Source organism: Streptomyces djakartensis, from assembly GCF_014651075.1.
GTDB classification, from domain to species: domain Bacteria; phylum Actinomycetota; class Actinomycetes; order Streptomycetales; family Streptomycetaceae; genus Streptomyces; species Streptomyces djakartensis.
The window spans coordinates 1-22,791 of the sequence record NZ_BMWE01000033.1 but is presented as its reverse complement, the minus strand read 5'-3'; the positions used below and the strand labels follow the sequence as shown (position 1 = coordinate 22,791).

Genomic DNA, 22,791 nt, shown 5'->3' with positions numbered 1-22,791 from the left:
TGTCATGCGCGCGTTTCACCTCAGCAGACGTTCGGTGCTGGCCGGGACCGCTGCCGTCGCTGCCCTTCCGGCGGTCCAGGGACGTGCGCGGGCCGCTGCCGGCCCGGCGGGGAGCGGCTACCGCTGGCGCAACGCCGTCCAGGGCGGCACCGGGTTCATCACCGGCGTCCTCTTCCACCCCGCCGTCCGCGGCCTCGCCTACGCCCGCACCGACATCGGCGGCGCCTACCGCTGGGACGACCGGACCCAACGGTGGGTCCCGCTCACCGACCACATCGGCTGGGACGACTGGAACCTGCTCGGCGTGGAGGCCATGGCCGTCGACCCGGCGCATCCGAACCGGCTGTACCTCGCCCTCGGTACGTACACGCAGTCCTGGGCCGGCAACGGGGCCGTGCTGCGGTCCGAGAACCGGGGAGCGACCTGGCAGAGAACCGACCTCGGCGTGAAGCTCGGTGCCAACGAGGACGGGCGCGGCTGCGGTGAGCGGCTGCTCGTCGACCCCGGGGACAGTGACACGCTGTGGCTCGGCACCCGGCACGACGGGCTGCTCAAGTCGGCCGACCGGGGCGTCACCTGGAAGGCCGTGAGCTTCCCGGCCACCCCGGGCGCCACCGGCCAGGGCATCACCCTCCTGGTCGCGGCCGGCCGTACCGTGTACGCCGGCTGGGGCGACTCCGACGGCACCTCCGCGAACCTCTACAGAACCGCCGACGGCACCACGTGGGAAGCCGTCCCCGGGCAGCCCACCGGCCCCGCGGCCAAGGTGCCGATCCGCGCCGCGTACGACCGGCACACCCGCGAGCTGTACGTGACGTACGCCGACGCCCCCGGCCCCAACGGCCAGTCGGACGGCAGCGTGCACAAGCTGCGCACCGTCAACGGGAAGTGGACCGAGGTCACCCCGGTGAAGCCCGGCGGGGCGACGAGCGACGGCGGGACCGACTCCTTCGGCTACGGCGGTGTCGCCGTCGACGCCCGCCGCCCCGGCACCCTCGTCGTCTCCACCAACAACCGCTGGGCGATGGTCGACACCGTGTACCGCTCCACCGACGGCGGCCGCACCTGGACGTCCCTGAAGGACAAGGCCGTCTTCGACGTCTCGGAGACGCCCTACCTCAAGTGGGGTGCAGACAAGCCCAAGTTCGGCTGGTGGATCCAGGCCGTCGCCCTCGACCCCTACGACTCGCGGCACGTCGTCTACGGCACCGGCGCGACCCTCTACGGCACGCGCGACCTCAGGCACTGGGCGCCGGAGATCCGCGGCCTGGAGGAGGCGTCCGTACGCCAGCTCGTCTCACCTCCCACCGGGGAGGCGCACCTGATCAGCGGGTCCGGGGACATCGGCGTCATGTACCACGAGCGGCTCACCGCCTCCCCGTCGCGCGGCATGGCGTCGAACCCGGTGTTCAGCACGGCGACGGGACTCTCACTGGCCGCGGGCAAGCCGTCGTACGTCGTCCGGGCCGGCTGGGGCGACAACGGCAACGGCGCCTGGTCGGACGACGGCGGCAGGACCTGGGCTCCCTTCACGGCCCAGCCGGACGTGGCCAGGTCCGCGCCGGGGCCGATCGCCACCAACGCCGACGGCAGCGTGCTGCTGTGGTCCTTCGGAACGGCCAACCCGGCCTACCGCTCCGCGGACAACGGCGCCACCTGGTCCGAGGTCGCCTCCTTCCCGAAGGGGGCCGCCCCGCTGGCGGACCCCGTGGACCCGGCCCGCTTCTACGCCTTCGACACCACGACCGGCACCCTGCACGCCAGCACCGACGCAGGCCGCACCTTCACCGCGCGGGCCTCCGGCCTCGCTTCGGGCGACAGCGAGTTCCAGCTGGCCGCGGCGCCCGGGCGCTTTGGCGACCTGTGGCTCAGCCTGAAGTGGAACGGGCTGTACCGGTCGACCGACGGCGGAGCGAGCTTCACCAAGGCCGTGAGCTGCTGGGCCTCCTACACGCTCGGCTTCGGCAAGGCCGCCGAGGGCGCCTCCTACCCGGCGGTCTACATGGTCGGCTCGACCGACGGCATCACCGCCGTGTACCGCTCCGACGACGAGGCGAAGACCTGGACGCGGATCAACGACGACCAGCACCAGTGGGGCTGGATCGGCGCCTGCGTCACCGGCGACCCGCGCGTGTACGGCCGGGTCTACATCGGCACCAACGGCCGCGGAGTGCAGTACGGGGACCCCGCCTGATGCCCGCCCTGAGTGACGCGACCCGGGGCCGCATCCTCTTCGGCGGCGACTACAACCCGGAGCAGTGGCCACAGGAGACCTGGCACGAGGACGTCCGGCTGATGAAGGACGCCGGCGTCAACTCGGTCACCCTCGGGGTGTTCTCCTGGTCGAAGCTGGAACCGGAGCCCGGGGCACGCGAGTTCGGCTGGCTGGACACGCTGATGGACCTGATGCACGCGGGCGGCATCGGCGTCGTCCTCGCCACGCCCACCTCCTCGCCCCCGCCCTGGATGGGCCGGCTGCACCCCGACACCCTGCCCGTCACCGAGGACGGCCGCACCGAGTGGTGGGGCGGCCGCCAGCACTTCTCCCACTCCAGCGCCACCTACCGGCGCTACGCCGCCGCCATCACCGAGGACCTGGCCGCCCGCTACGGCGGCCACCCGGCCCTGACGATGTGGCACATCAACAACGAGTACTGCACCGTCGACCACGGCGACCAGGCCGCGGCCGCCTTCCGCCGCTGGCTGCGCGAGAGGTACGGCACGCTCGACGCGCTCAACGAGGCCTGGGGCACCGCCTTCTGGAGCCAGGGCTACGACACCTGGGACGGCATCCTGCCGCCCCGCCTGCCCCACTACATGCGCAACCCCGCTCAGATGCTGGACTTCCGGCGCTTCACCTCCGACATGCTCCTGGAGTGCTACACCGCCGAACGGGACATCGTCCGGCGGCACACCCCGCACCTTCCGGTCACCAGCAACTTCATGCCGCTGTGGTCCGGGCAGGACGCCTGGCGCTGGGCGGAGGAGGAGGACGTCGTCTCCGTCGACCTCTACCCGGACCCGCGTGACCCGCTCGGCGCGCAGAACGGCGCCCTCGTCCAGGACATGACCCGCTCCCAGGCCCGCGGGCCGTGGATGCTCATGGAACAGGCGGCCGGGCCGGTCAACTGGCGGGGCGTGAACCACCCCAAGCCGCGCGGCCTCAACCGGCTCTGGTCCCTCCAGGCCGTGGCCCGGGGCGCCGACGCCGTCTGCTACTTCCAGTGGCGGCAGTCCCGGCAGGGCGCGGAGAAGTTCCACTCCGGCATGGTCAGCCACGCGGGGGAACAGGGCCGCACCTTCCAGGAGGTCAAGCGGCTCGGCGCGGAGCTGGCCCGGATCGCGCCGGAGGTGACCGGCCGGCACCTCACCGCGGACATCGCCGTCCTGCACGACTGGCACTCCTGGTGGGCCGGCGCCCAGGACGGCCGCCTCTCCAGCCGGGTGGACTACCCGGACGTGCTGCGTGCCTGGCACCGGGCCCTGTGGCAGGCGCACCTCACCACCGACTTCGCCCACCCCGAGCACGACCTGACGTCGTACCGCCTGGTCGTCGTGCCGCAGTTGTACGCGCTCACCGACGCGGCCGTCGACAACCTCATCGCCTGCGTGCGGCAGGGCGGCACCCTCGTCTGCGGATTCCAGACCGGCGTCGCCGACGAGCACGACCGGGTGCGGCCCGGCGGCATGGACGCCCGGCTGCGCGAGCTGTTCGGCATCCGCACCCTGCACGAGTGGTGGCCGCTGGACGCGGGGGAGAGCGTCGCCTGCGAGGGCCTGCACGGCACCCTGTGGTCCGAGGAGCTGGAGCCCGACGGCACCGCCGAGGAGACCGTCGCGTACCAGGGCGGTGAGCTCGACGGACTGCCCGCGATCCTGCGCAAGGGCCGGGCCTGGTACGTCTCCACGCTCCCGGAGCCCGCGGCGCTGCGCGACCTGCTGGCCCGGATCGCCGGCGGCGCGGGCGTCCGGCCGGTGCTCGACGGCCTCCCCGAGCAGGTCGAGGCGGTACGCCGCGGCGAGTTGCTGTTCGTGCTCAACCACGGCCGCGAGCCGGTGACCGTCGAGGTGCCCGGCACCCACCACGACCTGCTCACGGGGGACACCGTCACGGACCGGGTCACCCTCGGCCGCCACGGGACGGCGGTGCTGCGGCCATGACCCGTTCGGCACCACGTCTGCTTCCTCCGGCTCACGATCCCTCCACCTGGTCGCCGGAGAAGAGCGCGTCCTCACCCTGAGGACGTGACAGCCCCCCATCCCCCCACCCATGGAAGGACCACCATGGCATCACGCCCCCTGAGCAGGGTCATGAAGGCCCTGCTCGCCCCCGCGCTGGCACTCGGCGCCACCGTCGGTCTCGCCTCGGCCCCTGCCTCCGCCGCCGTCTGGAACTCCTGCGACCAGTGGGGCAACACCAGCCTGAACGGCTACACGCTCTACAACAACATCTGGGGCTCCGGGGCCGGCAGCCAGTGCGTCTGGGCCAACTCCGGCACCAACTGGGGCGTCTGGGCCGACCACCCCGACACCGGCGGCATCAAGTCCTACCCCGACTCCAAGAAGGTGATCAACAAGACGATCACCTCCCTCTCCTCGCTGACCAGCAACTACAACGTCACGGTCCCGTCGTCCGGCGCGTACAACACGTCGTACGACATCTGGGACACCGACCACGACTACGAGATCATGCTCTGGGTCAACCACAACGGCGCCGTCGGACCGCTCGGCACCCCCCAGGGCAGCGTCACCCTCGGCGGCCACACCTGGAACGTCTACAAGGGCAGCAACGGCCACAACGAGGTCTTCTCGTTCCTGCGGACCTCCGACTCCAGCTCCGGCAGTGTCAGCATCCTGCCGATCCTGAAGTGGATCAAGGACACCAAGCGCTGGATGGGCAACGAGACCATCGGTGACGTGCAGTTCGGCTACGAGATCACCTCGTCGTCCGGCGGCCTTAATTTCACCACCAACAACCTGACGGTCAGCAGCAGCTGACCTGGAAGCAGCCGAGTTCGCGGGGGCGGCCGGAGCCCGCTCGGTCCGGCCGCCCCACCGCGCGGCTACTCCGCTACCGGCAGCCGCGCCCCGTCCCGCAGGAACAGCGGGATCCGGTCCAGCGGGGCGTCGACCGTCACGGCCCGGCCGCCCTCGTACGTCTCACCCGTCCAGGCGTCCGTCCAGGAGGCCCCCGCCGGCAGATACGCCGTACGCGCGGTGGCGCCGGCCGTCAGCACCGGGGCGACCAGCAGGTCCGGGCCGAACAGGTAGGAGTCGTCGACCGACCAGGCCGCCTGGTCGTCCGGGAACTCCAGGAACAGCGGCCGCATCACCGGCAGGCCCTCCTCGTGGGCCGCGCGCATGACGTCCAGGACGTACGGCTTGAGCCGCTCGCGCAGCCGCAGGTACTTCTCCAGGACGGCCCCGGCCTCCTCGCCGTAGGACCACACCTCGTTCGGGCCGCCGGTCATCTGCGGCCCCAGCGGCATCCCGGGATCCCGGAAGCCGTGCAGCCGCATCAGCGGGGACAGCGCGCCGAACTGGAACCAGCGGACCATCACCTCCCGGTACGCGGGGTCGTCCGGGTCGCCGCCGTGGAAGCCGCCGATGTCGGTGTTCCACCACGGGATGCCCGACAGGGCGGTGTTGAGCCCGGCCGCGATCTGCCGGCGCAGGGTCGGGAAGTCCGTGCCGATGTCACCGGACCACAGGGCGGCGCCGTAGCGCTGGCTGCCCGCCCACGCCGAGCGGTTGAGGCTGACCACCTCCTCCTCGCCGGCGGCGACCAGGCCCTCGTAGAAGGTGCGGGCGTTCTCGGCCGGGTAGATGTTGCCGACCTCCAGGCCCGGGCCCGCCCAGTACCGCAGGTTCTCCTGGAAGCCCGGCTTCAGCTCCGGCTCGCAGGCGTCCAGCCAGAACGCCGTGATGCCGTACGGGTCGAGGTAGTTCTCCTTCACCCTCGACCACACGAACTCACGTGCCTCCGGGTTGGTGGCGTCGTAGAAGGCCACCTGGACCGTGGACGCGACCTGCTTGTCAGGCCAGTCGGCGTGCGCCAGCGGCCCGTACTGGGTGCCGATGAACCAGCCGCGCTGCTCCATGACCGGGTGGTTCTCGGACAGGGGCGAGACCGAAGGCCAGACGCTGACCACCAGCTTGATGCCGAGCTCGCCCAGCTCCCGCACCATCGCCGCCGGGTCAGGCCACTCCGCCGGGTCGAACTTCCACTCCCCGAGGTGCGTCCAGTGGAAGAAGTCGCACACGATCGCCGAGATGGGCAGGCCCCGCCGCTTGTACTCCCGGGCCACCTCCATGAGCTCGTCCTGGGTGCGGTAACGCAGCTTGCACTGCCAGAAACCCGCCGCCCACTCCGGCAGCATCGGGGTGCGGCCGGTCACCGCGCTGTAGCGGCGCTGGGCGGCGGCCGGGTCGCCCGCCGTGATCCAGTAGTCGATCTGCCGGGCCGAGTCGGCGACCCACCGGGTGCCGTTGTGCGCCAGCTCCACGCGGCCGATCGCCGGGTTGTTCCACAGCAGGGTGTAGCCGCGGCTGGAGGTCAGCACCGGGATGCCGACCTCGGCGTTGCGCTGGACCAGGTCCAGGACCAGGCCCTTCTGGTCGAGGCGCCCGTGCTGGTGCTGGCCCAGGCCGAACAGCTTCTCGTCGTCGTACGCGGCGAAGCGCTGCTCCAGGCGGTGGTGTCCGTTGCCGACGGCCGTGTAGAGGCGGGAGCCGGGCCACCAGAAGTGGGCGCGGTCCTCGGCGAGCAGTTCGGCCGAGTCGTCCGTCCGCAGGAAGCGGACCAGGCCCTCGGCGTTCACCTCGACGGTGAGCGCGCCGACGGTCAGCCGGCCGCGCCCGTCCTCGATCTTCACGGTGGACGGTGTGGCGGGAGCCTCCTCCAGGAGCGCGCCCGGGAGCCCGTCGAGCACCGGGCCACCGAGCCGGGCGCGCACCCGGACCGCGTCCGGACCCCACGGCTCGATCCGTACCGTCTCCTGTCGGCCGCTCCACTCCAGCGCGCCGTCCCGCTCACGGAAGGTGCCGACGGTGGGGGAGGACTGCGCCAGGCTCACCTGGGGCTGGGTTTCAGCAGGCTGGTTCACGCGTGCTCCTGTGCTCGGGAAGGAGTGCGGACATGGGGGTGCCCCGGGAGGAGGCGGTGTCCGGCGAACGCCGGCCTTACGACCGGCTCGGCGCCGGTCCCGTGCTCGCCCGGACCGTCAGCTCGGGCGCGATCAGCACGACCTCGTCGCTGCCGCGCCCCTCCAGCTTGGCGACCAGGTGTTCCACGGCGTGCCGGCCCATCTCCTGCGCGGGGATGGCCACCGACGTCAGCCGCACCGAGGCCTGCGTCGCGACCTGGTCGGGGCAGATCGCGACCACCGACACGTCCTCCGGCACGGCCCGGCCCTGCTGCCGCAGCAGCGCGAGCAGCGGCTCGACCGCCGACTCGTTCTGCACGATGATCCCCGAGGTGCCCGGGCGTTCGTCGAGGATCCGGGCGAGCGTCACCGCCATCGCGTCGTACCCGCCCTCGCACGGCCGGTGCAGCAGCCGCACCCCCAGCTCCCGGGACCGGGACCGCAGGCCGTCGAGGGTGCGCTCGGCGAAGCCGGTGTGCCGCTCGTAGACCGCCGGGGCCTCACCGATGAGGGCGACGTCCTGGTGCCCCTGCTTCGCCAGGTGCTCCACGCACAGTGCGCCCGTCGCGTGGAAGTCCAGATCGACGCAGGTCAGGCCGGCGGTGTCGGCGGGCAGCCCGATCAGCACGGACGGCTGGTCGGTCGCCCGCAGCAGCGGCAGCCGCTCGTCGTCGAGTTCGACGTCCATCAGGATCATCCCGTCGGCGAGCCCGCTGCCCGCGACGCGGCGCACCGCGTCGGGCCCCTCCTCACCGGTGAGCAGCAGCACGTCGTACCCGTGCGTGCGGGCGGAGGTCGCCACGGCGATGGCGATCTCCATCATCACGGGTACGTACATGTCCGTGCGCAGCGGGATCATCAGCGCGATGATGTTCGACTTGCTGCTGGCCAGGGCGCGGGCCCCGGCGTTCGGGTGGTACCCGAGCTCGCGGATGCTCCGCTCGACCCGCTGGCGGGTGTTCGCGGAGATGGACCGCTTGCCGCTGAGGACATAGCTCACCGTGCTCGCCGAGACTCCGGCGTGCTGGGCGACCTCGGCGAGGGTGACCATCCAGCTCTCCAAGCTTTGTGAAGCGCTTCGACTACGCGCCTTGCTGACGTGGGCGGGTGAGGGTGGTTTGACAGTAGCTCCAGCGGGAGTGGGTGTCCATAGGTTGTCGAAGCGCTTCGATACCCGAAGGCGGCCGACTCTTGGGCTGAACGGACGCGCGAAGACTGGTGAGAGCGTCCGGATTCGGGTACCAACGATCCAGTAGCACTGGTCGGTAACGTACAGTCCTCAACATCCCTAGTTGCGGCGAGGTGCCCCTCATGTCCGCTTCCACTCCCTCTTCCCGTCCCGCCGTCACCGAGCGGGAGGCCCGCGAGGTGGCGGAGGCCGCCCGGGAACAGCACTGGCGCAAGCCCAGCTTCGCCAAGGAGCTGTTCCTCGGCCGCTTCCGGCTCGACCTCATCCACCCCCACCCCCTTCCGGCCGACGAGGCGGCCCAGCGCGGCGAGGAGTTCCTCGCCAAGCTCCGCGACTTCGTCGAGACGAAGGTCGACGGCGCCCTCATCGAGCGCGAGGCCCGGATCCCCGACGAGGTGATCGACGGGCTGAAGGAACTCGGTGCCTTCGGCATGAAGATCGCCACCAAGTACGGCGGTCTGGGCCTGACACAGGTGTACTACAACAAGGCCCTCGCCCTGGTCGGCTCCGCCAGCCCCGCGATCGGCGTGCTGCTCTCCGCGCACCAGTCGATCGGCGTGCCCCAGCCGCTGAAGCTGTTCGGCACCGACGAGCAGCGGGAGCGCTTCCTGCCCCGCTGCGCCCGCACGGACATCAGCGCCTTCCTGCTCACCGAGCCCGACGTCGGCTCCGACCCGGCCCGCCTGGCCACCACGGCCGTGCCCGACGGGGACGACTACGTCCTCGACGGCGTGAAGCTGTGGACCACCAACGGCGTCGTCGCCGACCTGCTGGTCGTGATGGCCCGGGTGCCGAAGAGCGAGGGCCACCGCGGCGGGATCACCGCCTTCGTGGTGGAGACCAACTCGCCCGGCGTCACCGTCGAGAACCGCAACGCCTTCATGGGCCTGCGGGGCATCGAGAACGGCGTCACCCGCTTCCACCAGGTCCGCGTCCCCGCCGCCAACCGCGTGGGCGAGGAGGGCCAGGGCCTGAAGATCGCCCTGACCACGCTGAACACCGGCCGGCTGTCGCTGCCCGCCTCCTGCGTGGCGGCCGGCAAGTGGTGCCTGAAGATCGCCCGGGAGTGGTCGGCGGCACGCGAGCAGTGGGGCAAGCCCGTCGCGCACCACGAGGCGGTCGGCTCCAAGATCTCCTTCATCGCGGCCACCACCTTCGCCCTGGAGGCCGTGACGGACCTGGCGTCCCAGATGGCCGACGAGGACCGCAACGACATCCGCATCGAAGGCGCCCTCGCCAAGCTGTACGCCTCCGAGATGGCCTGGACGATGGCCGACGAGCTGGTCCAGATCCGCGGCGGCCGGGGCTTCGAGACGGCCGAGTCCCTGCGGGCCCGCGGCGAGCGCGGCGTCCCAGCCGAACAGCTCCTGCGCGACCTGCGCATCAACCGCATCTTCGAGGGCTCCACCGAGATCATGCACCTGCTGATCGCACGCGAGGCCGTCGACGCCCACCTGACGGTCGCCGGTGACCTCATCGACCCCGAGAAGTCCCTCGGCGACAAGGCGAAGGCGGGCGCGAACGCGGGCGCCTTCTACGCCAAGTGGCTTCCCAAACTGGTCGCGGGGCCGGGTCAGCTCCCCACCTCCTACGGCGAGTTCAAGCACGCCGTGGACCTCTCCGGGCACCTGCGCTACGTCGAACGCACCGCCCGGAAACTGGCCCGCTCCACCTTCTACGCCATGTCCCGCTGGCAGGGCCGGATGGAATCCAAGCAGGGCTTCCTGGGCCGGATCGTCGACATCGGCGCCGAACTGTTCGCCATGAGCGCGGCCTGCGTCCGCGCCGAACTCCTGCGCAGCCAGGGCGACCACGGCCGCGAGGCCTACCAGCTCGCCGACGTCTTCTGCCGCCAGTCCCGGATCCGGATCGAGGAACTCTTCAACCGCCTGTGGACCAACACCGACGACCTCGACCGCAAGGTCGTCAAGGGCGTCCTCTCCGGCACCTACGAGTGGCTGGAGCAGGGCATCATCGACCCGTCGACCGACGGGCCGTGGATCGCGGACGCGACCCCGGGGCCGTCCGGGAGGGAGAACGTGCACCGGCCGATCCGGTGAACCTTCACGGGGCGCGGGCCGTTGTGGCGCGCGCCCCCCACGAAGGGGACGCGCTGTCCTCCCGCGCGACGCTTACGGCAACAATGGAGGAATGAGCGACAGTCCAGCCCCCCTCGCCGACCCGCACCTCGTCCACGATCCCGTAGCGGGCGACGGCCCCAAGGACGTGGTGCTCCTCGGCTCCACCGGGTCCATCGGCACGCAGGCCATCGACCTCGTGCTGCGCAACCCCGACCGGTTCCGGGTCACCGGCCTGTCCGCGAACGGCGGCCGGGTCGCCCTCCTCGCCGAGCAGGCGCACCTGCTGCGGGTGCGCACCGTCGCCGTCGCACGCGAGGACGTCGTCCCGGCCCTGCGCGAGGCGCTCACCGCGCGGTACGGCACGGGCGAGCCGCTCCCCGAGATCCTCGCCGGCCCGGACGCGGCCACCCGGCTCGCGGCGTCCGACTGCCACACCGTGCTGAACGGCATCACCGGCTCCATCGGCCTCGCCCCGACCCTCGCGGCCCTGGAAGCGGGCCGCACCCTCGCGCTCGCCAACAAGGAGTCGCTCATCGTCGGCGGCCCGCTGGTCAAGGCCCTCGCCAAGCCCGGGCAGATCATCCCGGTCGACTCCGAGCATGCCGCCCTCTTCCAGGCCCTCGCGGCCGGCACCCGCGCCGACGTCCGCAAGCTGGTCGTCACCGCCTCCGGCGGCCCCTTCCGCGGCCGTACGAAGGCCGAGCTGGCGAGCGTGACCGTCGAGGACGCCCTCGCCCACCCCACCTGGGCCATGGGCCCGGTCATCACGATCAACAGCGCGACCCTCGTCAACAAGGGCCTGGAGGTCATCGAGGCACACCTCCTCTACGACATTCCCTTCGACCGCATTGAGGTCGTCGTGCATCCCCAGTCGTATGTCCACTCGATGGTTGAGTTCACGGATGGATCGACACTGGCCCAGGCGACCCCGCCCGACATGCGCGGGCCCATCGCCATCGGTCTCGGCTGGCCCGAACGCGTCCCCGACGCGGCGCCCACCTTCGACTGGAGCAAGGCCTCGACCTGGGAGTTCTTCCCGCTCGACAACGAGGCCTTCCCCTCGGTGAACCTCGCCCGGCACGTCGGCGAGCTCGCGGGCACCGCGCCGGCGGTGTTCAATGCGGCCAACGAGGAGTGCGTGGAGGCGTTCCGCCAGGGCGCACTGCCCTTCAACGGGATCATGGACACCGTCACCCGGGTCGTCGAGGAACACGGCACCCCGCGTACGGGAACCTCACTCACCGTGTCGGACGTCCTCGAAGCGGAGACCTGGGCGCGGGCCCGGGCCCGGCAACTGGCGGCACAGACGGCGGAGGCCCGTGCATGACGACCCTGATGTTCATCCTCGGCATAGGTCTCTTCGTGATCGGCCTGCTCTTCTCGATCGCGTGGCACGAGCTGGGGCATCTGTCGTTCGCCAAGCTGTTCGGCATCCGCGTGCCGCAGTACATGGTCGGCTTCGGCCCGACGCTCTGGTCGCGGCACAGGGGCGAGACCGAGTACGGCGTCAAGGCCATCCCGTTCGGCGGCTACATCCGCATGATCGGCATGTTCCCGCCCGGCCCCGACGGCCGCCTGGAGGCCCGCTCCACCTCCCCGTGGCGCGGCATGATCGAGGACGCCCGCAGCGCCGCCTTCGAGGAACTCAAGCCGGGCGACGAGAAACGCCTGTTCTACACGCGCGCCCCCTGGAAGCGCGTGATCGTGATGTTCGCGGGCCCCTTCATGAACCTGGTCCTGGCGGTGGCGCTGTTCCTCACCGTCCTGATGGGCTTCGGCATCACCCAGCAGACCAACACGGTCAGCTCGGTCTCCCAGTGCGTCATCGCCCAGAGCGAGAACCGCGACAAGTGCCAGAAGGGCGACCCGGCGAGCCCCGCCGCCGCGGCCGGTCTCAAGGCGGGCGACAAGATCGTCTCCTTCGACGGAGTGAAGACCGACGACTGGAACAAGCTGTCCGACCTGATCCGCGCCACCCCCGGCAAGGAGGTGCCGATCGTCGTCGAGCGCAAGGGCCAGGACATCACCCTGCGGGCGAAGATCGCCACCAACCAGGTCGCCAAGAAGGACTCCGGCGGGCAGATCGTCGAGGGGCAGTACGTCCAGGCCGGTTTCCTCGGCTTCAGCGCCGCCACCGGCGTGGTCAAGCAGGACTTCGGCGACTCCGTGACCTGGATGGGCGACCGGGTCGTCGACGCCGTCGACTCCCTGGCCGCCCTGCCCGGCAAGATCCCGGCCCTGTGGAACGCGGCCTTCGACGGCGCCGAGCGCGAGGCCGACTCCCCGATGGGCGTGGTCGGCGCGGCCCGCGTCGGCGGCGAGATCTTCACCCTCGACATCCCGCCCACCCAGCAGCTGGCCATGGCCCTCATGCTGGTCGCCGGCTTCAACCTCTCCCTGTTCCTGTTCAACATGCTCCCGCTGCTGCCGCTCGACGGCGGCCACATCGCGGGCGCCCTGTGGGAGTCGCTGCGCCGCAACATCGCCAAGGTGCTGCGCCGGCCGGACCCCGGCCCCTTCGACGTGGCGAAGCTCATGCCGGTCGCCTACGTCGTCGCCGGGATCTTCATCTGCTTCACGATCCTGGTCCTGATCGCGGACGTGGTGAACCCGGTACGAATCTCCTAGTCATACGCGGTTCACGGCGGCCCGGTACGGTTCGTGCCGGGCCGCCTCCCATTGAGTGGCAATGCGGGGCGGGATGTGCCCGGGCCACAGCCCGTGCCGTAATCTCGAAGCTCGGAGCCCGCTGCTCACGGGACCGGACCTTGATCCACGACTTGGGGTTGCACAGCAGATGACTGCGATTTCTCTCGGCATGCCGTCCGTTCCGACCAAGCTCGCCGAGCGCCGGAAGAGCCGGCAGATCCAGGTCGGACCCGTGGCGGTCGGCGGAGACGCCCCCGTCTCGGTGCAGTCGATGACGACCACACGCACGTCCGACATCGGCGCGACCCTGCAGCAGATCGCCGAACTCACCGCCTCCGGCTGCCAGATCGTCCGCGTCGCCTGCCCCACCCAGGACGACGCCGACGCCCTCGCCACCATCGCCCGCAAGTCGCAGATCCCGGTCATCGCCGACATCCACTTCCAGCCCAAGTACGTCTTCGCCGCGATCGAGGCCGGCTGCGCGGCGGTCCGCGTCAACCCCGGCAACATCAAGCAGTTCGACGACAAGGTCAAGGAGATCGCCAAGGCGGCCCGCGACCACGGCACCCCGATCCGCATCGGCGTCAACGCCGGCTCCCTCGACAGGCGCCTCCTCCAGAAGTACGGCAAGGCGACCCCCGAGGCCCTGGTCGAGTCGGCCCTGTGGGAGGCGTCCCTCTTCGAGGAGCACGACTTCCGGGACATCAAGATCTCCGTCAAGCACAACGACCCGGTCATCATGATCGAGGCGTACAAGCAGCTCGCCGCGCAGTGCGACTACCCGCTGCACCTCGGCGTCACGGAGGCGGGCCCGGCCTTCCAGGGCACCATCAAGTCGGCGGTCGCCTTCGGCGCACTGCTCAGCCAGGGCATCGGCGACACGATCCGGGTGTCGCTGAGCGCGCCCCCGGCCGAGGAGGTCAAGGTCGGCATCCAGATCCTGGAGTCGCTGAACCTGCGCCAGCGCGGCCTCGAGATCGTCTCCTGCCCCTCCTGCGGCCGCGCCCAGGTCGACGTCTACAAGCTGGCCGAAGAGGTCACGGCCGGCCTCACCGGCATGGACGTCCCGCTCCGCGTCGCCGTCATGGGCTGTGTCGTCAACGGTCCCGGCGAGGCCCGCGAGGCCGACCTCGGCGTCGCCTCCGGAAACGGCAAGGGCCAGATCTTCGTCAAGGGCGAGGTCATCAAGACCGTCCCCGAGTCCAAGATCGTGGAAACCCTCATCGAAGAGGCCATGAAGCTGGCCGAACAGATGGAGAAGGACGGCGTCGCCTCGGGCGAGCCTTCGGTGGCGGTCGCGGGCTGACTTTCTTGACGCCGGTTGGCCCCGCGCCCTTCTTGGGGGCGCGGGGAACTGCGCGACAAGCCACGACCCACCCGCACCCGCCGGCGAACCGTCACTCCCGAGCTCCAAGGCGCCCCGCCCAAGCAGCGCAGCTATAGTGCGGGGATCAGCCGACCCCAGTGTGTGAGGCCCCGCACGTGTTGACGCAGACGACCTCCCGGGTCCTCGAACCGAGCGACCTGGACGCCGCGCTCGCCGTACTCGACCGTGAGCCGGTCGCGAACGCCTTCGTGGCGTCACGGGTACAGATCGCCGGCCTCGACCCGTGGCGGCTCGGCGGAGAGATGTGGGGCTGGTACGAGGACGGCATCCTGACGTCCCTGTGCTATGCGGGCGCGAACCTGGTCCCGATCTGCGCCGGCCCGCGCGCCGTCCGCGCCTTCGCCGACCGCGCCCGCCGGGCCGGCCGCCGGTGTTCCTCCATAGTCGGCCCCGCCGGACCCACGTCCGACCTGTGGCGGCTGCTGGAACCCCAGTGGGGCCCGGCCCGCGAGGTCCGCCGCCACCAGCCCCTCATGGTCACCGACCGCCTGCCGGACGGCACAGCCCCGGATCCCTACGTCCGTCGCGTCCGCAAGGACGAGATGGAGAAGATCATGCCGGCCTGCGTGGCGATGTTCACCGAGGAGGTCGGCGTCTCCCCGCTCTCCGGCGACGGCGGCCTCCTCTACCAGGCCCGGGTCGCCGAACTCGTCGGCTCGGGCCGTGCCTTCGCCCGTTTCGACGCGGACGGCAAGGTCGTCTTCAAGGCCGAGATCGGAGCCGCGACGGACCGCGCCTGCCAGATCCAGGGCGTTTGGGTGGCCCCCGAGTACCGGGGCACCGGCCTGGCCGCACCCGGCATGGCGGCGGTCCTCCGCTATGCCCTGGCCGACGTCGCCCCGGTCGCCAGCCTCTACGTCAACGACTTCAACACGGCGGCCCGCAGGGCGTACCAGAGGGTGGGCTTCCAGGAGGTGGGCGCTTTCATGAGCGTCCTGTTCTGACACGCCCCGGGGTGCGGGGGGAACCGAGCCGGCAGCCCCGTGCGGACCATCGCCCGGCGATGAGCGCGAACTCCCCTGTAGGCTCCCCGCCATGGACCTCGTGATCGGCCCACTCGACCTCTCCGCCCACGTGGACGAGGCCCTGGCCGTCCAGGCCGTGGCCTTCGGCCTCGGCCCCGACGAAGTCGCCGTGCGCCGCCAGATCGTCCTGCGCCACATGACCTACCGCGGCGCCCGCGCCCTCGGCGCGACAGCCGACGGCGCACTGGTCGGCTTCGTCTACGGCATGCCCAACGACCGTACCCACTGGTGGTCCACCGTCGTGGAGCCGTACCTCAGAGCGGGCCGCAACGACCACTGGCTCGACGACTCCTTCGTGATCACGGAACTGCACGTCCACCCCGACTTCCAGAACCGCGGCATCGGCCGCTCCCTGATCACCACGATCACCGACGGCGCCACCGAACCCCGCTCGATCCTCTCCGCCATCGACACCGAGAGCCCCGCACGCGCCCTCTACCGCTCCCTCGGCTACCAGGACCTCGCCCGCCAGGTCCTCTTCCCGAGCGCCCCGAAGCCGTACGCGGTGATGGGAGCCCCGCTCCCGCTCCTCCGCCGTTAACCGATTTCCACCCCCGCGCACCCCCCGGATAACCTCCTGCCATCACCTACTCGGCAGCAGGAGCAGAAGAGCCATGGCGAACGTACCGGTCCAGCGCATGTCCCAGTTGATGGCGAAGACCTTGCGCGACGACCCGGCGGACGCCGAGGTCCTCAGCCACAAGCTCCTCGTGCGCGCCGGGTACGTGCGCCGTACCGCCGCCGGCATCTGGAGCTGGCTTCCCCTCGGCAAGCGGGTCCTGGCCAACGTGGAGCGCGTCGTCCGCGAGGAGATGGACGCCATCGGCGCCCAGGAGGTGCTGCTCCCCGCCATCCTGCCCCGTGAGCCCTACGACGCCACCGGACGCTGGGACGAGTACGGCCCCGAGCTGTTCCGCCTCCAGGACCGCAAGGGCGGCGACTACCTCCTCGGCCCGACCCACGAGGAGATCTTCACGCTGCTGGTGAAGGACCAGGCGTCCTCCTACAAGGACCTGCCGGTGATCCTCTACCAGATCCAGAACAAGTACCGTGACGAGGCCCGGCCCCGCGCGGGCATCCTGCGCGGCCGCGAGTTCCTGATGAAGGACTCCTACTCCTTCGACACCGAGGACGAGGGCCTCGCCAAGTCCTACGCCCTGCACCGCGAGGCCTACCAGAGGATCTTCGCGCGCCTCGGCCTCGACTACCGCATCTGCGCCGCCACGGCCGGCGCGATGGGCGGCTCCAAGTCCGAGGAGTTCCTCGCCCCGGCCGAGGCCGGCGAGGACACCTTCGCCGACTGCCCGAACTGCGACTTCGCGGCCAACACCGAGGCGATCACGTACGAGCTGAAGCCCGTCGACGGCTCGGACGTGCCCGCCGCAGAGGACATCCCCACCCCCGACACCCCGACCATCGAGACCCTCGCCGCCCACCTCGGCGTCCCGGCCTCGGCCACGCTGAAGAACCTCCTCGTGAAGGTCGACGGCGAGATCGTCGCCGTCGGCGTCCCCGGGGACCGCGAGGTCGACATGGACAAGGTCGAGGCGCACTTCGCCCCGGCCGTCGTCGAGCTGGTCACCGAGGCGGACTTCGCGGCCCGCCCCGACCTGGTCCGCGGCTACGTGGGACCGCAGGGCCTGGACAAGGTCACGTACATCGCCGACCCGCGCGTCGCCCCGGGCACGGCCTGGATCACCGGCGCCAACAAGACCGGCACCCACACGAAGAACGTCGTCGCGGGCCGCGACTTCGAGGTCGGCGAGTACGTCGACGTCGTGGTCGTCCAGGAGGGCGACCCCTGCCCCAAGTGCGGTACCGGACTCGTCCTCGACCGCGCCATCGAGATCGGCCACATCTTCCAGCTGGGCCGCAAGTACGCCGACGCCCTCAAGCTCGACGTCCTCGGCCAGAACGGCAAGCCGGTCCGCGTCACCATGGGCTCCTACGGCATCGGCGTCTCCCGAGCGGTCGCCGCTCTCGCCGAGCAGAGCGCCGACGACAAGGGCCTGTGCTGGCCCAAGGAGGTCGCGCCGGCCGACGTCCACGTGGTCGCCGCCGGAAAGGCCCTCCAGACGGAACTGGCCCTCGACATCTCCGGGAAGCTGGCCGAGGCCGGTGTCCGCGTCCTGGTCGACGACCGTGCCGGCGTCTCGCCGGGAGTCAAGTTCACCGACTCCGAGCTGATCGGCGTCCCGCAGATCCTGGTGGCCGGCCGGCGCGCCGCCGAGGGCGTGGTGGAACTGAAGGACCGCCGCACCGGCGAACGCGAGGAACTCACGGTCGAGGAGGCCATCGCCCGACTCACGGCCTGACCCCGCGGGGCTGCCGCAGGGGCTCGTCCGCCGCGTCCGGTGAGGTCGCGGGGCGGGTTGCCGTGGGTGGGTTCTGTCCGTGCTTGCGCCGTGAGGCCGTAAGGGCCTCTCCGGCCCTCTCCTGCACCGCGGGACGGGTGCCGCAGTGGTTCGCCCGGCTCACGGCGTAGTGCCGCGGGGGCCGGGGGGCCCGTCCGTCCCCGCGCCGCGGTTGCCGCGCGGTGCGGTCCGGCTCGCCCCGTGCTGTCGCGGGCGTCTTGGGTGCGACGGGCCCGGCCCCCCGCTTCAGGCGCGCACACCCCGTGCCGCCGACCGCGATGGCCCGCCCGGAACCCGGGCCTGCCCTGAGCGTGCGCCCGGTCGCCGACCGGGCGCACGCTCACAGCCAGCCGGCGAACTCCAGCAGGTTCTCCGCGTCCCGCGGCCGCCCGACCCGCAGTGCCCGCACACCCGACTCGACGGCCCGGAACAGCGTCCACCCCCGCAGCCGTTCCTGGTCGACGTCGAGCGACTCCGCGAGCCGCTTCACCCGGCGCCGGGTGGTGCCCGCACCGGACGGCTGGGCGATCAGGTCCTCCACCCGGTCGCGCACCAGCCGGGCCAGATCGAAAGCGCACTCGCCGACCACCGGATCGGGGCCCACGGCCAGCCACGGCATCCGCTCCCCGGAGAGCACCTTGCTCTGCCGGAACGTGCCGTGCAGCAGCCGGTGGTCGGGCGGCGCGGCCAGCAGCTCCGCACGCGCCCCGAGCGCCAGGTCGACCAGCGGCGCCACGTCGGGGTCGGTCCGCGCGCTCGCCCGCATGGCCTCGGCCTGCCGCCCGGTCCGCTCGGCCACGGTCTCGAAGGGGAAGCCGGCGGGCGGCTCCACCCACAGCCGCCGCAGCGTCCCGGCAGCCTCCAGCAGCGCCTTCGCCTCCGGCAGCGACCGCACCGACACATCCGGATGCAGCCGCTCCAACAGCAGCACACCCTCGGTGACGAAGGGCTCGAGCAGCTGAACGGCACCCCGCCCGGCCCAGTGCGCGAGCGCGGCCCGCTCCGCCTCCGGGCGGGCCCGGGCCGGCGCCAGTTTGAGCACGGCGGGCGTCCCGTCGGCCCTGCGGACCAGCGCCACCAGGCTGCTGCGCCCACCAGGCACCTGCACCCGTTCCACGGTCAACTCGCGTAGTGCCACGGCCTGCTGTGCCGCCTCGGGCAGCTTCTCCAGCCAGGCGTCACCGTCCTGTGCCGTCTCACCGAGCGCCCTGACCAGACGCTTCGGCGGTTCGAAAACCATGCGCGAGTCGTTCCCTTCGTGCTGTCCGCGGTGCGTGCCCGCCCCTGCGCGTCACGCCGTGGGCGCCGCCGAGGGCGGAGCCGCGTCCGCCCGCTCGGCGAGCCCAGGGAAGGCTACGCTCTCGCCGCGCCAGCGCACCGCCCGCACCGCCGCCTCCCGCAGCGCCTCGGCGGCCAGCGCCCGCCGCACGCCGTCCGCCGCGCGCACCAGGTCCGAGTACACCCCGGCCAACCGGTCCTCCAGCTCGGCGGCGAGCCGCACGGCCGCCGCCGCGTCCGGCACCGGGAACGGCAGCGCGTACCCGGCGGCCGCGGCCACGGGCCTGCCCCCCAGGTCCTTCACCTCACGCACCAGCGCGTCCCGGCGTGCCCGGTGCGCGTCGTAGGCCCTCCGTGCCTCGGCGCGCCGCCCCTCGCCGATCCGCCCGCCGACGACGCCGTACCCGTACACCGCCGCGTGCTCGGCCGCCAGCGCCGCCTGGAGGGCCCGCAGCTCCTGGTCCTTCGCGTCGCTCACGCGCCACCTTCCGTCAGCAGATACACATGCGCCGCCCCGGCCGCCGACACCGACGCCAGCAGCCGCGCCAGCTCGCCCGGCACGTCGAGCAGCGCCTTCGCCCGCCGGTCGGCCAGCTCCCGCTCGGCCGCCGCCAGCGCGGCGAGCGCGTCCTTGTCGTTCCCCGGCACGGCGACGGCCGAGGGGGAAGCGGCGGAGGCGGGAGAGGCGGACGGGGCAGCCGAGGAGGGCCGTGACGGAGAAGGTGCCGGAGAGGCGGACGCCTTCCGGCCGCCCGCTCCTAAGGCGCGGACGTGCCGTGCGGTTTCCTCCCGCAACGGCCGCAGCCGCTCCGTCAGCGCCGGATGTGCGGCGATCACCGCGTCGTACCGCTCCACCAGCCCCTCGCTGTCCCGCGCCGCACGCGCGCGTGCCCGGCGTTCGGCGTCCGACCGGCCGTCGCGCCGGTCACCGGGGTCCTCGGCGCCGGCGGAGCAGCCCGCCAGGACGAGGGCCGTCGAGCCGACGGCGAGCAGGCTCCTTCTGCGCGGCCCCGAACGGGCGCGCGGCGATGAGGGGAACGGCACGTCAGACGTCCTCGGGGGGCTCGTACGGAGAAAGAAGCGACTCTCGGTCAGGGCTGCACGCCCGTGATCACGGTACCCGGGCCCCGGCCCAGGACCACTCAGCGGCACCGTTCGTCACCGGGTGGACGGCAACACCCCCCGCGACCGGATACCCTTTGACCAGACACGCGACCCATCCCACAACAGCACACGCGGCCGAGGAGTCACCCGGATGAGCACCACCCAGAGCGAGAGGCTGCGAGAGCTGCTGGAGCCGCTCGTCAACTCCCAGGGCCTGGATCTCGAAGAGATCGCGGTGGACTCCGTCGGGCGCAAGCGTGTGCTGAGCGTCGTCGTCGACTCGGACACGGGCGCGGACCTGGACCAGATCGCCGATGTGAGCCGCGCGCTCTCGGCGAAGCTCGACGAGACCGACGCGATGGGCGAGGGGGAGTACACCCTCGAGGTCGGCACCCCCGGCGCCGAGCGCCTCCTCACGGAACACCGGCACTACGTCCGCGCCACGGACCGGCTGGTGAAGTTCCAGCTGGCCGAGGGCGGCGAGCTGGTCGCCAGGATCCTGAAGGTCGACGACGAGGGCGTCGACACCGAGGTGCCCGGGGTGAAGGGCCGCAAGCCCACGGCGCGCAGACTCGCCTTCGGCGACATCGTCCGGGCGCGCGTCCAGGTCGAGTTCGGCCGCAAGGACAACAAGGACAACAAGAAGGAAGAGGAGGCGTAGCCGTGGACATCGACATGAGTGCCCTGCGGGGCTTGGTTCGGGAGAAGGAGATCTCCTTCGACCTGCTGGTCGAGGCGATCGAGTCGGCCCTCCTCATCGCCTACCACCGCACCGAGGGAAGCCGCCGTCACGCGCGCGTGGAGCTCAACCGGGAGACCGGCCATGTGACCGTGTGGGCGAAGGAGGAACCCGACGACCTCGAGGAGGGGCAGGAGCCCCGCGAGTTCGACGACACCCCGTCCGGCTTCGGCCGTATCGCCGCCACCACGGCCAAGCAGGTCATCCTGCAGCGCCTGCGCGACGCCGAGGACGACGCGACGCTCGGCGAGTACGCCGGCCGCGAGGGCGACATCGTCACCGGGGTGGTCCAGCAGGGCCGCGACCCCAAGAACGTGCTCGTGGACATCGGCAAGCTCGAGGCCATCCTGCCGGTGCAGGAGCAGGTGCCGGGCGAGACCTACCCGCACGGCACGCGGCTGCGGTCGTACGTCGTCCGGGTGGCCAAGGGCGTCCGCGGGCCCTCCGTGACGCTCTCCCGTACGCACCCCAACCTGGTGAAGAAGCTCTTCGCCCTGGAGGTGCCGGAGATCGCCGACGGGTCCGTGGAGATCGCCGCGATCGCCCGTGAGGCCGGTCACCGTACGAAGATCGCCGTCCGCTCCACCCGGTCCGGTCTGAACGCCAAGGGAGCCTGCATCGGCCCCATGGGCGGCCGGGTGCGCAACGTGATGGGCGAGCTGAACGGCGAGAAGATCGACATCGTCGACTGGTCGGACGAGCCGGCCGAGATGGTGGCGAACGCGCTGTCCCCGGCCCGCGTCTCCAAGGTGGAGGTCGTGGACCTGGCGACCCGGTCGGCCCGCGTCACGGTGCCCGACTACCAGCTGTCCCTGGCCATCGGCAAGGAAGGGCAGAACGCCCGGCTCGCCGCCCGGCTGACCGGCTGGCGGATCGACATCCGCCCGGACACGGAACCGGCCGGAGACCAGGCCGGCAACCAGCCCGGGGAATAGATCCCAGCCGCAGGCCGTTCAGATCACGACAGGTTCGTGCGCGGCAACTGTTCGAATCCTGCCCCAAAGGGGTGAGGAGCGTACGGGGAGGTAGACTTAGCTGTGTCTGGCCGGACGCACGCCCGCGCATGCCCTGAGCGCACCTGCGTGGGGTGTCGGGAGCGAGCGGCCAAGGCCGATCTGTTGCGGATCGTGGCGATCGAGGACGCGTGCGTCCCTGATCCTCGCGGTACGCTGCCCGGCCGGGGTGCGTACGTACACCCCGCCGTGGTCTGTCTCGACCAGGCGGTTCGCCGCCGGGCGTTCACCAGGGCACTGCGCGCCCCAGGAACGCTCGACACAAAGGCGTTGCGCCGATACGTCGAGCAGACAACAGTTGCCGAGCAGGCAACACCGTAAGACGTGCCGTACGGAACCCCGTGCGGCTAGGTACCTCGCGAGTCGAAAGCAGGTCGAGATTGCGATGAGCACTCGATGAGTACGCGATGAGTACGCCCATGAACTAGCGACGGTCCGGCTTCACCCGGACCTCAAAGGAGCGAAGTGGCTAAGGTCCGGGTCTACGAACTCGCCAAGGAGTTCGGTGTCGAGAGCAAGGTCGTCATGGCCAAGCTCCAGGAGCTCGGTGAATTCGTCCGTTCGGCGTCTTCGACCATCGAAGCGCCCGTAGTACGCAAGCTGACCGACGCCTTCCAGCAGGGCGGTGGCAACGGCAAGTCCGCCGCGAAGCCCGCAGCCCCCAAGAAGGCCGCCCCCCGTCCCGCCGCGCCCTCTCCGGCGCAGGCGGCGCGTCCGGCTGCCCCGAAGCCGCCGGCCGCCCCCAAGCCCCCGGCGGCCCAGGAGCCGTCGGCTCCCTCGGCTCCGGCGCCGACCCCGGGTCCGCGTCCGACGCCGGGCCCCAAGCC

Annotated in this window: 19 protein-coding genes; 14 read left to right on the top strand and 5 right to left on the bottom strand. The window is 71.6% G+C overall.

Features of this window, described 5'->3' with window-relative positions:
- Positions 1-4 precede the first annotated feature (4 nt).
- From IE212_RS32785 to IE212_RS32775, 3 genes are all read left to right on the top strand, one after another.
- On the top strand, positions 5-2,194 hold the full coding sequence (locus IE212_RS32785; protein ID WP_190201632.1) for a sialidase family protein: 2,190 nt from the start codon (positions 5-7) through the stop codon (positions 2,192-2,194).
- Positions 2,194-4,161 (top strand): beta-galactosidase, encoded by a 1,968-nt coding sequence (locus IE212_RS32780; RefSeq protein ID WP_190201631.1) that lies wholly within the window; start codon positions 2,194-2,196, stop codon positions 4,159-4,161. The genes IE212_RS32785 and IE212_RS32780 overlap by 1 nt, the downstream gene beginning before the upstream one ends.
- A 123-nt stretch (positions 4,162-4,284) precedes the next feature.
- Positions 4,285-4,998 carry a glycoside hydrolase family 12 protein gene (locus IE212_RS32775; protein ID WP_190201630.1) on the top strand — a complete coding sequence of 238 codons (714 nt, stop codon included), beginning with the start codon at positions 4,285-4,287 and terminating at the stop codon, positions 4,996-4,998.
- A gap of 65 nt (positions 4,999-5,063) precedes the next feature.
- On the opposite strand, the gene IE212_RS32770 is transcribed toward IE212_RS32775, so the two are convergent.
- Together IE212_RS32770 and IE212_RS32765 are read right to left on the bottom strand one after the other, a co-directional pair.
- Positions 5,064-7,106: a glycoside hydrolase family 31 protein gene (locus IE212_RS32770; RefSeq protein ID WP_190201629.1), complete on the bottom strand. Its 2,043-nt coding sequence runs from the start codon at positions 7,104-7,106 to the stop codon at positions 5,064-5,066.
- Positions 7,107-7,182: 76 nt separating this feature from the next.
- Positions 7,183-8,196 (bottom strand): LacI family DNA-binding transcriptional regulator, encoded by a 1,014-nt coding sequence (locus IE212_RS32765; protein ID WP_190201628.1) that lies wholly within the window; start codon positions 8,194-8,196, stop codon positions 7,183-7,185.
- Between the two features lie 260 nt (positions 8,197-8,456).
- Between IE212_RS32765 and IE212_RS32760 the strand changes: the two genes are divergently transcribed.
- The 7 genes from IE212_RS32760 to IE212_RS32730 all read left to right on the top strand — a co-directional run bounded on the left by IE212_RS32760 (position 8,457) and on the right by IE212_RS32730 (position 17,791).
- Positions 8,457-10,394, top strand: a complete 1,938-nt coding sequence (locus tag IE212_RS32760) for an acyl-CoA dehydrogenase family protein (RefSeq protein ID WP_190201627.1) — start codon at positions 8,457-8,459, stop codon at positions 10,392-10,394.
- 91 nt (positions 10,395-10,485) lie between these two features.
- Positions 10,486-11,742, top strand: a complete 1,257-nt coding sequence (dxr, locus tag IE212_RS32755) for a 1-deoxy-D-xylulose-5-phosphate reductoisomerase (protein WP_190201626.1) — start codon at positions 10,486-10,488, stop codon at positions 11,740-11,742.
- Complete coding sequence (locus tag IE212_RS32750; RefSeq protein ID WP_506005139.1) at positions 11,739-13,043, top strand: M50 family metallopeptidase; 1,305 nt, start codon at positions 11,739-11,741, stop codon at positions 13,041-13,043. Before dxr ends, IE212_RS32750 begins: the two co-directional genes overlap by 4 nt.
- A gap of 169 nt (positions 13,044-13,212) precedes the next feature.
- A complete protein-coding gene (gene ispG / locus IE212_RS32745; protein ID WP_190201625.1) occupies positions 13,213-14,370 on the top strand; it encodes a flavodoxin-dependent (E)-4-hydroxy-3-methylbut-2-enyl-diphosphate synthase in 1,158 nt (385 codons plus the stop codon).
- 176 nt (positions 14,371-14,546) lie between these two features.
- On the top strand, positions 14,547-15,395 hold the full coding sequence (locus tag IE212_RS32740) for a GNAT family N-acetyltransferase (protein WP_190201624.1): 849 nt from the start codon (positions 14,547-14,549) through the stop codon (positions 15,393-15,395).
- Positions 15,396-15,486: 91 nt separating this feature from the next.
- Entirely contained in the window at positions 15,487-16,017 is a 531-nt protein-coding gene (locus tag IE212_RS32735) for a GNAT family N-acetyltransferase (RefSeq protein ID WP_190201623.1), read from the top strand.
- Between the two features lie 73 nt (positions 16,018-16,090).
- Positions 16,091-17,791 (top strand): proline--tRNA ligase, encoded by a 1,701-nt coding sequence (locus IE212_RS32730; protein ID WP_190201622.1) that lies wholly within the window; start codon positions 16,091-16,093, stop codon positions 17,789-17,791.
- A gap of 379 nt (positions 17,792-18,170) precedes the next feature.
- Here IE212_RS32730 and IE212_RS32725 read toward each other — a convergent pair whose 3' ends face one another.
- Genes IE212_RS32725 through IE212_RS32715 form a run of 3 tightly spaced genes read right to left on the bottom strand, consistent with a single transcriptional unit; the run spans position 18,171 to position 20,152 of the window.
- Complete coding sequence (locus tag IE212_RS32725; RefSeq protein ID WP_190201621.1) at positions 18,171-19,070, bottom strand: aminoglycoside phosphotransferase family protein; 900 nt, start codon at positions 19,068-19,070, stop codon at positions 18,171-18,173.
- 51 nt (positions 19,071-19,121) lie between these two features.
- Positions 19,122-19,586 carry a ferritin-like domain-containing protein gene (locus tag IE212_RS32720; RefSeq protein ID WP_190201620.1) on the bottom strand — a complete coding sequence of 155 codons (465 nt, stop codon included), beginning with the start codon at positions 19,584-19,586 and terminating at the stop codon, positions 19,122-19,124.
- Positions 19,583-20,152, bottom strand: coding sequence for a hypothetical protein (locus tag IE212_RS32715; RefSeq protein WP_190201619.1), 570 nt, complete (start codon positions 20,150-20,152; stop codon positions 19,583-19,585). Before IE212_RS32715 ends, IE212_RS32720 begins: the two co-directional genes overlap by 4 nt.
- Before the next feature lie 211 nt (positions 20,153-20,363).
- Here IE212_RS32715 and rimP point away from each other — a divergent pair, with 211 nt between their 5' ends.
- From rimP to IE212_RS32695, 4 genes are all read left to right on the top strand, one after another.
- Positions 20,364-20,873, top strand: coding sequence for a ribosome maturation factor RimP (rimP, locus tag IE212_RS32710; protein WP_190201618.1), 510 nt, complete (start codon positions 20,364-20,366; stop codon positions 20,871-20,873).
- 2 nt (positions 20,874-20,875) lie between these two features.
- Complete coding sequence (gene nusA / locus IE212_RS32705) at positions 20,876-21,886, top strand: transcription termination factor NusA (protein ID WP_190201617.1); 1,011 nt, start codon at positions 20,876-20,878, stop codon at positions 21,884-21,886.
- A 102-nt stretch (positions 21,887-21,988) separates the two neighbouring features.
- Positions 21,989-22,285, top strand: coding sequence for a YlxR family protein (locus tag IE212_RS32700; RefSeq protein ID WP_190201616.1), 297 nt, complete (start codon positions 21,989-21,991; stop codon positions 22,283-22,285).
- Positions 22,286-22,429: 144 nt separating this feature from the next.
- Positions 22,430-22,791: translation initiation factor IF-2 N-terminal domain-containing protein (locus IE212_RS32695; protein ID WP_190201615.1), on the top strand; the 362-nt coding region annotated here is incomplete at its 3' end.